Origin of the sequence: Actinopolyspora mortivallis, from assembly GCF_003001495.1 — a bacterium.
Taxonomy (GTDB): Bacteria; Actinomycetota; Actinomycetes; order Mycobacteriales; family Pseudonocardiaceae; genus Actinopolyspora; species Actinopolyspora mortivallis_A.
In genome coordinates this window covers 31,717-45,085 of sequence record NZ_PVSR01000012.1, presented here as the reverse complement: position 1 = coordinate 45,085, position 13,369 = coordinate 31,717, and the positions used below count along the sequence as shown (strand labels likewise).

Genomic DNA, 13,369 nt, shown 5'->3' with positions numbered 1-13,369 from the left:
GCCACGGTCTTCCGGCGAGTCACCCCAGCAGTCGGGAGCGCAGCTCGCTCGCCGCGGCACGCGGGTCCTCGGCCTCGGTGACGGCCCGCACCACGACGACGCGTTCGGCTCCCGCCGCGATCACCTCGTCCAGGTTCTCGGGGCCGATGCCGCCGATGGCGAACCACGGACGCCCGTGCCCCTGGTGCTCGGCGGCGTGGCGGACCAGCTCCAGACCGGCGGCCTGCCTGCCGGGCTTGGTGGGTGTGCTCCACACCGGCCCGGTGCAGAAGTAGTCCACTCCGCGTTCGGTGGCCGCCGCGTCGGCCTGCACCACGTCATGGGTCGAACGCCCGATGACCATCCGGTCGCCGACGATCTCGCGGGCCGTGGGCACCGGAAGGTCGTCCTGGCCCAGATGCAGCACGTCGGCGTCGACGGCCACGGCGATGTCGGCGCGGTCGTTGACCGCCAGCAGCGCGTCGTGACGCACGCAGGAGTCCGCCAGCACCTCCAGCGCGGCGAGCTCCTCCCTGGCCTCCAGCGGGGCCCCGGACTCGTCCTTGTCGCGGAGCTGGATGATGTCCACCCCGCCCGCCAGGGCCTCGTCCACGAACTCGGCGAGATCACCCCGTTCGCGCCGCGCGTCGGTGCACAGGTACAGCCGCGCCGCCCGCAGGCGGGAGCGGATTCCGTGGCCGTCCATTCCGGGCATGCGCCCAGGATAAGTCACCTGAGGACGCGGGAGGAGCCACGGAACGGATCGGATTCCGCTCCTCGGCGTTCACGTGACTGCTGACGTGAGGCCGGACATCGCCTAGGCTGTGCGGTGGGTAGGCACGGGAGTCCGGCCGAACGGACTGAGAGGGGGCTGAAGCCCCGACCGTCGAACCTGATCCGGATCATGCCGGCGCAGGGAGCGAGACGTTGACGAGAGAACAGCACCACGACGTCGCCGTGGTCGGTGGCGGGGTGATCGGTCTGTCCTGTGCCTGGCGGCTCGCCGCCGCCGGTGCGCGGGTGTGCCTGGTCGACCCGGAACCGGCCTCCGGTGCCTCGCGCATGGCCGGGGGGATGCTGGCCCCCGTGGCCGAGGCGTGGCCGGGCGAGGAAGCACTGCTGGAGCTGGGCTCGGCCTCGCTGCGCCGGTGGCCCGGTTTCGCCGCCGAACTCTCCGCGACCGCCGGGGAACCCTCCGGTCTCCACGAGCACGGGACCCTCGTGGTCGGGGTGGACAGCGCCGACCGGGAACAGCTGGGTGCGCTGGCCGAGCATCTCGCCTCGCTGGGGCGCACGGTGACCAGGAGAACCTCCCGGGAACTCCGTCGGGTCGAACCGGCGCTGGGACCCGCCGTGCACGGGGGGCTGGAGGTGCCGGGGGATCTGTCCACGGACAACCGCACCACCCTGCGGGCCCTGCTGCGGGCCTGCACGGCCACCGGCGTGGAGTTCCGGGCCGTCGAGGCCCGCCGGGTACGCCCGGGAGAGGTCGAGGCGGGACAGGACACCGTGCGCTGTGGGACCGTCGTGATCGCCGCCGGGACGCACTCCCCGGGGTTGCACCCGGGGCTGGACGGGCTGATCCGTCCGGTCAAGGGGGAGATCCTGCGGCTGCGTGCCCGGAGCACGGCGTTGCCCCCTCCGCGTCGCACCGTGCGCGGGCCGGTGCACGGCAGGCAGGTCTATCTGGTGCCGCGTCCCGACGGGGTGGTGGTCGGAGCCACCCAGTACGAGAGCGGGGTCGACACCACGGTGACCGTCGGCGGCGTCCGGGATCTGATCACCGACGCCGAGCGCGTGATGCCCGCCCTCGGCGAGTACGAGCTCGGCGAGACCGGAGCGGGGCTGCGCCCGGCCACCCCGGACAACCTGCCGCTCATCGGCCGGCTGGAACCGGGTGTGCTGGTCGCCACGGGGCACCACCGCAACGGCTTCCTGCAGGCCCCGATCACGGCCGAGGCGGTCGAGGCGTTGCTGTCGGACCGGCGGCCTCCCGCCGAGACGGTCCCGGCCGACCCGACGCGCTGGAAGGGACGCTGATGACCATCACGATCAACGGGCAACGGCACGAGGTGGCCACGGACGCGAGTCTCGCCGAGGCGATGCGCGTGTTCGGAGCGCCGGAACGGGGAGTGGCCGTGGCGGTGGACGGCGCGGTCGTGCCCCGCGCCCGCTGGGCGGACACGGTGCTGCACGAGGAAGCCACCGTGGAGGTACTCACCGCGGTGCAAGGAGGATGATCATGGACGATCCGCTCGTCATAGCGGGCCGCGAATTCGGTTCACGCCTGATCATGGGAACCGGGGGCGCCTCCAACATGGCGACTCTGGAGCAGGCGCTGATCGCTTCGGGAACCGAGCTGACCACGGTGGCGATGCGCCGGGCCGACGCCGGAGGCGGCACCGGGGTGTTCGAGCTGCTGCGGCGGCTGGGGATCGACCCGCTGCCCAACACGGCCGGGTGCAGGACGGCGGCCGAGGCGGTGTTGACCGCCCAGCTCGCCCGCGAGGCGCTGGAGACGGACTGGATCAAGCTGGAGGTGGTCGTCGACGAGGAGACGCTGCTGCCGGACCCGGTGGAGCTGGTCGACGCCGCCGAGCAGCTGGTGGAGCAGGGCTTCGTGGTGCTGGCCTACACCAACGACGACCCCGCCCTGGCCGCGCGGCTGGAGCAGACCGGATGCGCCGCGGTCATGCCGCTGGGTTCGCCGATCGGCACCGGTTTGGGGATCCGCAACACGCACAACATCGAGATGATCTGCTCCCGGGCGTCGGTGCCGATCGTGCTGGACGCGGGGATCGGCACGGCCTCGGACGCGGCGCTGGCCATGGAACTCGGCTGTGACGCGGTGCTGCTGGCCTCGGCGGTGACCCGGGCCCACGACCCGGAGCGGATGGCGGCGGCCATGCGCTCCGGGGTGGAGGCGGGGCGGCTGGCCTCCCAGGCCGGACGCATCCCGCGCCGCTACTGGGCACAGGCTTCCAGCCCCGGACGGCCGATGGGGTGACCACGGAGCCGGGCGAGCTCGACTCAGCCTCGCTCGTGGGCGGGCACGCGAGGTTCACGGCGGAGGGCGAGCCGTCCTCCGAGGAGGGTTCCCGCCGTCAGACCGAGCAGGACGGCCACTACGAGAGCCGTGGCCCACAGCGGACTCGGCAGCAGGCCGCTGAGCGGCACCTCCAGCCCCAGCAGCCGTTCCAACGGCCCGCGCAGCAGCACGGCAACGCCGAGACCGATCGCGCTGCCGAGCAGTCCGAGGAGCAGGCCCGTGGGCATCGCTTCGCCGAGCAGGATCCGACGTGGTCCGCTCCCCGACTCGTGGGGGAGAGAGGAACGGGTGTGGAACAGACCGGTGAGCACGGCGACGGCGAGAACGACGAGGACACCGATTCGGTGACCGAGGTCGGCCGCTCCGAGTACACCCGGCAGGTTACGCACCCGTTCGGCAACCGGTGAGGCGGAGAATCCCATCTGCTCCAGCTTTTCCGTCACCGTGGACACGTACTGCTGGTCGGTCACCGAGACCACCGCCGACCTGGCTCCCGTGGTGGATCGGTACTGCTCGGGAGGCACCCCCGCCTTGGCGGCTGCCAGCATGGCTGCCGTTTCCGGGGCGAGGTAGGCGGTGTCGGGCTCGTCCGACCGTTGTCCGGGAGCGTAGGTGGCCACCACCTCGAAGGTGGTGTGTGTTGCCGTCCCCGAGTGTTCTCCGGTCGCTTGGGTGTAGGCGACGGGCAAGGACCTTCCCACGTAGCGGTTGAAGTCGACACCTCCGCTGCGGGCGGGCAGCACGACCTGGCCGGGTCGAAGCGGCTGGGGAAGCTCACCACGGACGACGGGCAGACGAATCGAGGGCCGCCAGGAATGCGTGGTCAGATCGAAGGTGGGCGCCTCGGGATCCCGGCTTCCGGTGTAGACGGAGGAGATGTAGTCGGGGGTCACGTTCGTCACGTGTTCGAGGCCGCGCACCTGCTCGAGGTTCTCGCTGTCGAGAGCGTGCACAGCCCGCCCCGTTTCGATCGCGGAGAGGTCGATTCGAGCCGGCCCGCCCGAACGGAGGACGTCGCGTTCGAGGGCGGAACGAGCCGCCGAGGTCACACACGTCAGCGCGCTGACCAGAACTGTCAGCGTCACCAGCAGTCCCAGCGCTCTGCGAACCGACGAGTCCGGTCTCAGCCGGGGCAGCCATGTCCACCGTCGCATTCCGTGTTCCTTCCGCCCGAGGTGCCCGTCTCACGAGGCCACGATGATCACCGGGGCCGGACGGTACCGTGACTCCTCCCCGGTCTCCACCGTCTTCCGCGCGTCGCCACCGGGTCGGCGCCCACGGAGGGCCCCGGCGGGATGCGGTGCGGGGGCCTCGCCGTCGCCTGGGGAGTCCTCCCGGCTTGCCCTCAGCGGATGCGCAGTCGTTCGGGGCGGACGAAGGAGATCGTGTAGCTCTTCCACGGTTCGTCGTGGCCGAGCGTCTCGTCGATGGCCGCTCTGGCGTGCAGGCCGTTCTCCACCAGAGAGCCCGCGAGCAGTTCGGTCGCCGGGGCCTGGTCGCCGGGGATGTCCGGCACGCTGTGCCTCGCGTCGCCGCCGAGCAGTTCGTCCACCGCGCGCAGCGCCGGGAGGGCGAGCTCCTTCTCGGAGGCGGGACGGAAGGCCAGTGTGGCCAGGTCCCGGCGCAGGGCGTCCAGCGCGGTCGCCGCGGCCCTGGCGCCGTGCTCGGTCACCGGGTCGGCGGTGTCCGAGGCGTCCAGCATCGCGGGCAGCCCGGACAGGTCCTGGGTGCGTCGCAGCGCCAACACGTGCGCGGCGCGCAGGGCCGAGCGCACGTCCGCTCCCCGGGCGGAGGCGCGGACGCTGCGCAGCAGTTCGGAGAGCGACCACACCGTGGAGCGCACGGTCCCGGCCACGTCCGGGCCCAGACTGCCGGGCAGGACCAGGTAGCTCACGAAGCCCACGGCCAGGGCTATCGCCGCGCCGATGGCGGTGTTGGCGGCGAAGCCGATGGTGGCGTCGACCAGCGAGTGCCGTTCCAGGTCGCCCACGCGAACGAGTACCGTGATCCCGATCAGCGCGGCGAGCAGCAGGCGGTAGTCCTCGCGCAGGGCCCGCACGCGCAGCAGCATGGCGGCGATCGCCACCGGCACGAGCAGCACGGCGTAGGGCACCAGCACGATGACCACCGCCAGCAGCACCACACCCAGCACCGCGCCGCCGGTGCGTTCCAGGGCTCCGCTCATGCTGTCCCGCGCGGTGGGCTGGAGCACCGCGTAGAGCCCGAGCAGCAGGGTGGACACGGTGGGGGTGTGCAGTAGCAGCACGATCACCATCCCCGCGGCCACGGCCAGCGTGCACCGCAGCGCGTGCCGGAACAGGGCCGAACGCAGGGACAGGTGGGCACGCGCCGCACCGAGGACCTGCTGTCGGCGGCCGCCCGGGGCGGGCGCCGTGGTGGGGCTGGTGTCCCGTTCGAGCACGGCCGCGCGCACCCGGTCCAGCCCCTCGTTGATCCCGCGGACCGCCTCGGGAAGCTCACGTTCGGACTGGCCGGCCAGGACCTCGGGCCGTGCCCGGGCCAGCTGGTTCAGCCCGGTGCACACCCGGGACCGCACGGCGGTGGCCAGCTCGGCCGCGATCTCGTCGGAGCGGGTGACCAGCTCACGGAGCCGTCGGCCCTCCTCACCGGAGTGCTGCTGGGCCTGGGCCAGCAGCACCTCGCGGGCGGAGCGGAACCGCGCCGCCCCGGCGAGCACCTGTCCGAGCCAGCTCACTCCACCGTCGGTGCGCCAGGCGTCGGCGGCGTCGGCCACCACACCGGGGCCCGGCGTGGTCAGGGTGTGCGCCACGGTCGCGCGGATCGCCCTGGTGGGGTCGTCGGAGCCGATGAGCACCCGCAGCAGCAACGCGAACAGGGTGCCGAGAACGGCGCAGCCGGCCAGGGCGCCGGGAGGCTGGTCGGAGCCGACGCCGGTGGTGGTGGCCACCAGCGTGGCGGCGGCGAAGGTCTGCCCGAAGGTGCGGTAGCGCTCACCGAGGGCGGGCAGCATCCCGGTGCCGAAGACCACCAGCGCCACCAGGGCCCCCGCGAGCACCGGCACGTTCTCCAGCAGCGGCCCCACGGCCATGACCAGTGTCAGGGGCGGTGCGAACCGGGTGAACAGCCGCAGGTCGGCACGCAGCGAGTGTCCCTCGGAGACGATGAGCACGAACACCGTGGTCAGCCCCGCCAGCACCACGGAGTCCGGCACGGACAGCAGCCACCCGAGCAGGGTGGCCACCACGACGGTGAGCAGGACGGCGGTGGTGTACTGCCGTTGTCGTGGGTCTGGTGCTCCCGCTTCGGTGGACAGCTCTGCCTGCAGTTTTCTCAACACCGGAATTCGCCCCGTGACTCGGCCGATGAACGTACTGACGGATCGACGGCGCCGACGAGGCGGGCCGTGGTGGCCGCGACCCGTGAAACCACTCGCCCGTGGTATCCGCGCCCTCGTCGGGGATGTCGACACCGTCCACGGTCGGGGTTACTGCGTAGCGAGGAAAATCACTCGATAAGGGGGAAGTTTCCGAGGTCGGAGGACATTCGATCACGTGACGTGTTCCGTTCGGCGGCTGTCCGGAACAGTGGTCCCGCAAGCGGGGAAAACCGATGGTGTTCCTCAGATCGAGCGACTGCTGGTCCTCCAGAAGGTCGACACCGGTCCGATCCCGCTGCCCAGCGGATAGGCGTGTTCCACGGAGCGGGTGACGAACCGCTTGCCCAGCCGCACGGCCCGCTCCACCGGCGATCCCTTCGCCAGGGCCGCGGTCGTGGCCGAGGCGAAGACGTCCCCGGCACCGTGGGTGTGCACCGTCGCGTAGCGGGGGCCGGGAAGCGGGGTGGCCTCGCTGCCGTCGAACAGCAGGTCCACGCACTCCGGGTCCTCCGGCAGGTGGCCGCTCTTGATCAGCACGTACTCCGGGCCGAAGTCGTGGATCGCCTTGGCCGCCTCCCACAGCTGTTGCCGGTCGCGCACCTCCATGCCGGTGAGTAGCCGCACCTCGTCCAGGTTCGGCGTCACCAGGCTCGCCCGGGGGAACGCCTCGGTGCGCAGCGCCTCCAACGCGTCCCGGTGCAGCAGCGGCTCCCCGTTCCGGGAGGCCGCCACCGGGTCGATCACCAGCGGGGTCCGCCCTCCTCTGCCGATCCCCTGCCGGTCGCAGGCCCGCAGCACCGCCTCGATGCAGGCCGCCGAGGGCAGCACCCCGGTCTTGACCGCGTTCACCCCGATGTCCGAGGAGACCGACTCGATCTGGGCGGCCACCGTCTCGGGTGGGATCTCGACCATGTCGGTGACCCCGAGGGTGTTCTGCACGGTCACCGCCGTGACGGCGGTCATCCCGTGCACCCCGCAGGAGAAGAAGGCACGCAGGTCGGCGTGCATCCCCGCGCTCCCGCCGGAGTCGGACCCGGCGATGCTCAGCGCCGTGGGCGGTGCGGTGTCGTTGGCCGGTCTGATTCCGTGGCCGACGGGTGTGGAGTCCATCCTGCTCATACTAGACAGTTCCGGTCCGGAAACGGCATCGTCCGTGCTCACGGACCCAGGGGGTTCGTTGGCCGTCGGGCAGGGGCGGGGCCGGTGTTCCCCGGAGGTCCCGCGGGCGACACCGGCCCCGCGACGTCGTCTCACTCCGCGACGGGCAGGTACACCCTGCCGCCGGAGGAGGTGAACTCCTCCGACTTCTCCCGCATCCCGGCCTCGATGGCCTCCACACTGGTCAGGCCGTGCCGGTTCGCGTAGTCCCGCACGTCCTGGGTGATCTTCATCGAGCAGAACTTGGGTCCGCACATGGAGCAGAAGTGCGCGGTCTTGGCGGGTTCGGCGGGCAGCGTCTCGTCGTGGTAGGCCCGCGCGGTGTCGGGGTCCAGCGAGAGGTTGAACTGGTCGTTCCAGCGGAACTCGAAGCGCGCCTTCGACAGCGCGTCGTCGCGTTCCTGCGCACGCGGGTGTCCCTTGGCGAGGTCGGCCGAGTGCGCCGCGATCTTGTAGGCGATCACGCCCGCCTTGACGTCGTCCCGGTTCGGCAGCCCCAGATGCTCCTTCGGCGTGACGTAGCACAGCATCGCGGTTCCCGCCCGACCGATCTCGGCGGCCCCGATCGCGGAGGTGATGTGGTCGTAGGCCGGGGCGATGTCGGTGGCCAGCGGCCCCAGGGTGTAGAAGGGGGCCTCGCCGCAGAGTTCCTCCTCCCGACGGACGTTCTCCGCGATCTTGTGCATGGGCACGTGACCGGGGCCCTCGATCATCACCTGCACGCCGTGCTCGCGTGCGATGTGGGTGAGTTCGCCCAGGGTCTCCAGCTCGGCGAACTGGGCGCGGTCGTTGGCGTCGGCGATCGAACCGGGACGCAGCCCGTCACCGAGCGAGAAGGTCACGTCGTAGGAGCGCAGGATCTCGCACAGTTCGGAGAAGTGCTCGTACAGGAAGCTCTCCCTGTGGTGGGCCAGGCACCAGGCGGCCATGATCGACCCGCCACGGGAGACGATCCCGGTCACCCGCTGGGCGGTCATCGGGACGTAGCGCAGCAGGACACCGGCGTGCACCGTCATGTAGTCCACGCCCTGTTCGCACTGCTCGATCACGGTGTCCCGGTAGGTCTCCCAGGTCAGCTCGGCCGGGTCGCCGACCTTCTCCATGGCCTGGTAGATCGGCACCGTGCCGATCGGTACCGGGGAGTTGCGCAGGATGGCCTCGCGGGTCTCGTGGATGCGGCTGCCGGTGGACAGGTCCATGATCGTGTCCGCGCCCCAGCGGCTCGCCCAGACCATCTTCTCCACCTCCTCCTCGACCGAGGAGGTCACGGCGGAGTTGCCGATGTTGGCGTTGACCTTCACCAGGAAGTTCTTCCCGATGATCATCGGCTCGGTCTCCGGGTGACGGCGGTTCGCCGGGATCACCGCGCGTCCGGCGGCGACCTCCGAGCGGACGAACTCGGCGGAGACGTCCTCGCGGGTGGCGATGTACTCCATCTCGCGGGTGATGACGCCCTGCCTGGCCCATTCGAGCTGGGTGCGGTGCTCCCGGCCGTCCGTCCACCCGCGACGCAGCGGGGGGATGCCCGCGTGCACGTCGATCTCGGCGTTCTCGTCGGTGTAGGGACCGGAGGTGTCGTAGACGTCGAGGTGCTCGCCGTTGCTCAGCTCGATCCGGCGGGCGGGCACGCGCAACCCCGACTCGGTGTGGTGGTGGACCTTGTGCGAACCCCGGATGGCTCCGGTGGTGACGCCCGGTGCGGCCGTTCCGTTCGAGGTGGACTCGTTCGGATACACGTCGGCCATGGCCGTGTTCCCTCCCTACGCCGGTATTACCCGGTCAGGTTCATGCGGTCGGCGGCCCCGGAGATCGACTCCAGCCGCCCTCTCAGCCCGCTTCCGGTGCGAGCTCCCGCGGTTTTCGTTGTCGGCGGCAGACACTAGCCCCCCGCCGTCCGGCGCGCAATGCGTGTCGGTCCACCGGTCGGGTGTCCACTCCCGGTGGTTCCGTGCGAGTGGACCGACCTGCCACGTCCTCCGGGGTTCGCCGGTCTCGTCCGGCGGTGGGGCTCGCCTCAGTCCGCGAACGGGTCGGCCTCGGTCGCGGGATTCCAGGAGTGGCCGGGTTCGTTCCATCCGTTGCGCTTGAGCATCTTCTTGGCGGCGCGGGCGTGCCGCCCCGTCAGTCTGCTCAGGTAGAGGTAGCCGTCGAGGTGGTCGGTCTCGTGTTGCAGGCACCGGGCGAAGTGTCCGGTGCCCTCGACCTCGATCTCGGTACCCTGGGGGTCGACACCGCGTACCCGGGCCCATTCGGCCCGTCCGGTGGGAAAGGACTCGCCGGGCACCGACAGGCATCCTTCCCAGTCCTCGTCCGGGTCGGGCATGGTCAGCGGGATCTCCGAGGTCTCCAGCTCCGGGTTGACCACCACCCCCCGGTGCCGCACCCCCTCGTCGTCCGGGCAGTCGTAGACGAACAGGCGCAGGTCCACCCCGATCTGGTTGGCGGCCAGACCCACCCCGTGGGCGGCCTCCATGGTCTCGAACATGTCGTCGACGAGGGTGCGCAGTTGTTCGTCGAACGCCGTGACGGGGCGGGTCGCGGTGTGCAGCACGGGATCACCGGCGATACGGATGGGATGGATGGTCATGCGCGAAAGCCTATCCGGTGGGCCGGGCGGGCTCGGCGGGACTTTGTCCGTGGGCGGGGCCGGTCACGACTCCCGGAAGTTGTCACTCGTGAGTGTGATGTCACCCCCCGGTGATCAAGACATGGTGTAATGCGGGGAAGGGGGTCGCGCACTCGTGGCCTTCCGGTGCGGATAGCCGATCACGAGGCGAGGTGTGACATGGACGCCGCCCAGATGTTGACCGCACACGAGATCGCACGGCAGTGCAGGCAGCGGGCGCGCACCGTCGAGCAGCACGACGAGTCGGACACCCCGGGCGGAGGAGCCGGTGGCCACTTACGCGTGGTGGAACCGGTGACCCAGCCGATCGAACGCGTACCCACCCAGGAGCGCAGGAGCACGTCCGCGCCGGCCGGCGAGGGCGCTCGTGGCGGTGAGCTCACCGAGCGGGAACGGGAGATCCTCGCCTTCGAACGCCAGTGGTGGAAACACCCCGACAGCAAGGAACGGGCCGTGCGGGAGCTGTTCGGTCTCGCGCTGGCCGAGTACCACCGTCTGCTGGAAGACCTGCTGGACGAGCCCGCCGCGATGCGCAGTGAGCCGATGCTGATCAAACGGCTGCGCCGACAGCGCCGCACCGGTGGGTTCGACCAGGCCACCACCTACCCGTACGGGAGCACTGAATGAACTCCGGAGAACCCCCCGCGGGCCCGTCGGTGATGCGGATGAGCGGTTTCACCCTCATCGGCGTGGGCCTGCTCGCGCTCGTTTTCGGCGTGTCCTCGGTCTTCGCCGGTGAGAGCGAGACCGTGGCCGAGCAGTCCACCGCGGTCACCACCACGGACCGGCGAACGGAGTCCGACAGCGCCCCCGCCGAGGACTCCGCGACCGCCCGGACCACCGAGGGCGAGGCTTCCTCGGCGCCGGAGACCACGACGAGCGACACCGAGCCGCCCCGGAGGGTGACCTCGGAAACGCCGACCGGCACCACCTCCCCGCGCCGTGAGGCCGGTGGAGAGCACGAGAACGGCCCGGAACGGATCGCGCTGCGGGTGTACAACAACAGCAAGATCGACGGGCTCGCGCACCGGGCCGCCGATGACCTGCGGGGAGCCGGTTTCGACGTGGTCGAGGTCGGCAACTACGGGGGCGGGCGGATCCCGGTCACGACCGTGTACTACCGGCCGGGCACCGAGGAGCGCGCCCAGGCGGAGACGGTGGCGCGGAAACTGGACGCGCGGGTCGAGCCCCGCTTCCGGGGCATCGCCGACGCCTCACCCGGGGTGATCGTCATCGTCACCAAGTACTACGACGGCCTGGACTGACGGCGGGAAAGAGCCCACCGGGTCCGGGCGGAGTCGCGGAGGTGTCCGGCGGTTCGGGACGACCGTCGCCCCTCACGGGGTCCTCGGCGCCCTCGCGCTTCCCCTCGGCGAACCCCGGATCACTTCGAGCGGTGCCGCAGTCCCAGCGCCCGGTAGCTGCGTCGGCTCTCCCGGTCCCGCTCGGTGCCGCGCCGTGACAGCCGCACCCGGCGGGCCGCCCCGGCCACGCGTCGGCGCAACGGCGGGCGCAGTCCGAGGCGCCGCTGGCTGCGCCGGATGGCCCGGCGTTCGCGGGGCGGAACCTCCCAGACCTCCGGATGCCTGGCCAGCCAGTTGTGCCGGTACACGGCGTAGGGAACGTGGACGAGGTAGGCGAGCAGCGCGACCGTCAGGGAGACGAGCGGATAGGTCACGATCCCGGCCGCGAGCAGGGCCACCAGCACCAGCAGCGGGGCGATCAGCTTGGCCGGGACCTTGGCCGTCTTCAGCGACAGGGTGGGCACGCGGCTGACGGCCAGCGCGGCGATCGCGACCATCCAGACCATCACCGTGGACTGGGCCGACCACCAGCCCTCCCGTTCGAGGGCGGCGGTGACCACGATCGGCAGCAGGGCGAGCAGCCCCGCCGCCGGGGCGGGGACGCCGACGAAGAACTCCTTGCTGAACGGGAGCTGTTCCTCGTCGTCGAGCAGGGTGTTGAACCGGGCCAGACGCAGGACCATGCACACCGCGAAGACCAGGGCCACCACCCATCCGAGCCGGTTTCCCCCCAGTTGCCAGGCGTAGAGGGTGAGGGCCGGGGCCACGCCGAACGACATGGCGTCGGACAGCGAGTCCAGCTCGGCTCCCATCTTGCTCGTGGCGTCCAGCAGGCGTGCGATCCGCCCGTCCAGACCGTCCAGCACGGCGGCCACCGCGATGGAGGCGATGGCGCCCTTCAGCTGCTGGTCGAGCGCGAACTGCACGGCGGAGAGCCCGGCGCACATCGCCAGGACGGTGACCGCGTTCGGCAGGAACCGCACACCGGGCGGGTTGGAACGTGGCTCGCTCATAGCACTGTCGCAGCGTTGTCGTCGGCCAGTTCGGCAAGAACGGTCTCGCCGCCGACCGCGCGTTGCCCCGGTGACACCCGGACGTGGCTGGTGGCGGGCACGTAGAGGTCCACCCGGGAACCGAAACGGATCAGCCCGTAGGTCTGCCCGGCGGTGAGGGACTCGCCCCGCTCGGCCGAGCACACGATCCGCCGGGCCACCAGCCCGGCGATCTGTACCACCGCGAGCTCGTGGCCGTCGGGGGTGCGCAGCAGCATCGAGTTCCGCTCGTTGTCCTCGCTGGCCTTGTCGAGGTCGGCGGAGAGGAAGGCTCCGGGGCGGTAGGCCAGCGCGGTCACCTCGCCCGAGACGGGAGCCCGTTGGACGTGGACGTCGAAGACCGTCAGGAAGGTGCTGATCCGCAGCATTCGTTCCGTGCGCGGGCCGAGCTCGGGCGGGGGATCGGCGTGTCGGATCTCGGTGATCGTCCCGTCTGCCGGGGCCACCGCGTGCCGGGGATGCTCGGGGGTGACTCGACGGGGTTCGCGGAAGAACCAGGCGCACCAAGCCGTGGCCAGCGCCGCGAGGGTGCCCGCCGGTTTCCAGAGCCCGCGCAGCAGCACGGTCGCGAACGCCCCCGCCAGGACGAACGGGCGTCCCGCCGGGTGCATCGGCGGGACCGTCTCGCGGGTCAGCCGTATCAGCTTGTGTAACGGGCCGTTGTTCGGCGCCGGATCCGCGTTGTTCATCGAGATGGCTCGTCCCTGCTTCGCCGGTGAGGACACGACGGCTGTGCCGTCCCGGTTACAGCATCGCTGATGTCCGGTAGCCGAATGTGAGCAGGGGGTGGGGTCGTGCGGTCTCGGCAGGCGGGCACGGGTCGCCGAACGCGGACCACCTGGT

13 protein-coding genes and 1 riboswitch are annotated in these 13,369 nt (G+C 71.3%); of the genes, 5 read left to right on the top strand and 8 right to left on the bottom strand.

The annotated features are described in order from the left end of the window. Positions 1–19: 19 nt before the first annotated feature. On the bottom strand, positions 20–694 hold the full coding sequence (gene thiE, locus CEP50_RS09645) for a thiamine phosphate synthase (RefSeq protein WP_106113603.1): 675 nt from the start codon (positions 692–694) through the stop codon (positions 20–22). 114 nt (positions 695–808) lie between these two features. Then, positions 809–915: riboswitch (TPP riboswitch) on the top strand. On the opposite strand from thiE, the gene thiO reads away from it, so the two are divergent. The 3 genes from thiO (at position 907) to CEP50_RS09630 (ending at position 2,986) form a co-directional block, all read left to right on the top strand. Further along, a complete protein-coding gene (gene thiO, locus CEP50_RS09640; protein ID WP_106113638.1) occupies positions 907–2,019 on the top strand; it encodes a glycine oxidase ThiO in 1,113 nt (370 codons plus the stop codon). It overlaps the preceding riboswitch by 9 nt. Then, a complete protein-coding gene (gene thiS, locus CEP50_RS09635; RefSeq protein ID WP_106113602.1) occupies positions 2,019–2,219 on the top strand; it encodes a sulfur carrier protein ThiS in 201 nt (66 codons plus the stop codon). The genes thiO and thiS overlap by 1 nt, the downstream gene beginning before the upstream one ends. A gap of 2 nt (positions 2,220–2,221) precedes the next feature. Further along, complete coding sequence (locus CEP50_RS09630) at positions 2,222–2,986, top strand: thiazole synthase (protein WP_106113601.1); 765 nt, start codon at positions 2,222–2,224, stop codon at positions 2,984–2,986. Positions 2,987–3,009: 23 nt separating this feature from the next. Here the strand turns inward: CEP50_RS09630 and CEP50_RS09625 are convergent, their stop codons facing one another. From CEP50_RS09625 to CEP50_RS09605, 5 genes are all read right to left on the bottom strand, one after another. Beyond that, a complete protein-coding gene (locus CEP50_RS09625) occupies positions 3,010–4,182 on the bottom strand; it encodes a hypothetical protein (RefSeq protein WP_106113600.1) in 1,173 nt (390 codons plus the stop codon). A gap of 191 nt (positions 4,183–4,373) precedes the next feature. Continuing rightward, positions 4,374–6,347 (bottom strand): FUSC family protein, encoded by a 1,974-nt coding sequence (locus CEP50_RS09620; RefSeq protein ID WP_106113599.1) that lies wholly within the window; start codon positions 6,345–6,347, stop codon positions 4,374–4,376. 282 nt (positions 6,348–6,629) lie between these two features. Next, on the bottom strand, positions 6,630–7,505 hold the full coding sequence (gene thiD / locus CEP50_RS09615; RefSeq protein WP_106113598.1) for a bifunctional hydroxymethylpyrimidine kinase/phosphomethylpyrimidine kinase: 876 nt from the start codon (positions 7,503–7,505) through the stop codon (positions 6,630–6,632). A 131-nt stretch (positions 7,506–7,636) separates the two neighbouring features. Further along, positions 7,637–9,289, bottom strand: a complete 1,653-nt coding sequence (gene thiC / locus CEP50_RS09610; protein WP_106113597.1) for a phosphomethylpyrimidine synthase ThiC — start codon at positions 9,287–9,289, stop codon at positions 7,637–7,639. A 269-nt stretch (positions 9,290–9,558) separates the two neighbouring features. Continuing rightward, on the bottom strand, positions 9,559–10,131 hold the full coding sequence (locus CEP50_RS09605; protein WP_106113596.1) for a peptide deformylase: 573 nt from the start codon (positions 10,129–10,131) through the stop codon (positions 9,559–9,561). 198 nt (positions 10,132–10,329) lie between these two features. Between CEP50_RS09605 and CEP50_RS09600 the strand changes: the two genes are divergently transcribed. Then, positions 10,330–10,797: a DUF3263 domain-containing protein gene (locus tag CEP50_RS09600; protein WP_106113595.1), complete on the top strand. Its 468-nt coding sequence runs from the start codon at positions 10,330–10,332 to the stop codon at positions 10,795–10,797. Between the two features lie 38 nt (positions 10,798–10,835). After that, a complete protein-coding gene (locus CEP50_RS09595) occupies positions 10,836–11,435 on the top strand; it encodes a LytR C-terminal domain-containing protein (protein WP_258175126.1) in 600 nt (199 codons plus the stop codon). A 119-nt stretch (positions 11,436–11,554) separates the two neighbouring features. On the opposite strand, the gene pssA is transcribed toward CEP50_RS09595, so the two are convergent. Further along, entirely contained in the window at positions 11,555–12,487 is a 933-nt protein-coding gene (gene pssA / locus CEP50_RS09590; RefSeq protein WP_106113594.1) for a CDP-diacylglycerol--serine O-phosphatidyltransferase, read from the bottom strand. Then, entirely contained in the window at positions 12,484–13,215 is a 732-nt protein-coding gene (locus CEP50_RS09585; protein WP_106113593.1) for a phosphatidylserine decarboxylase, read from the bottom strand. Before CEP50_RS09585 ends, pssA begins: the two co-directional genes overlap by 4 nt. Between the last annotated feature and the right edge of the window lie 154 nt (positions 13,216–13,369).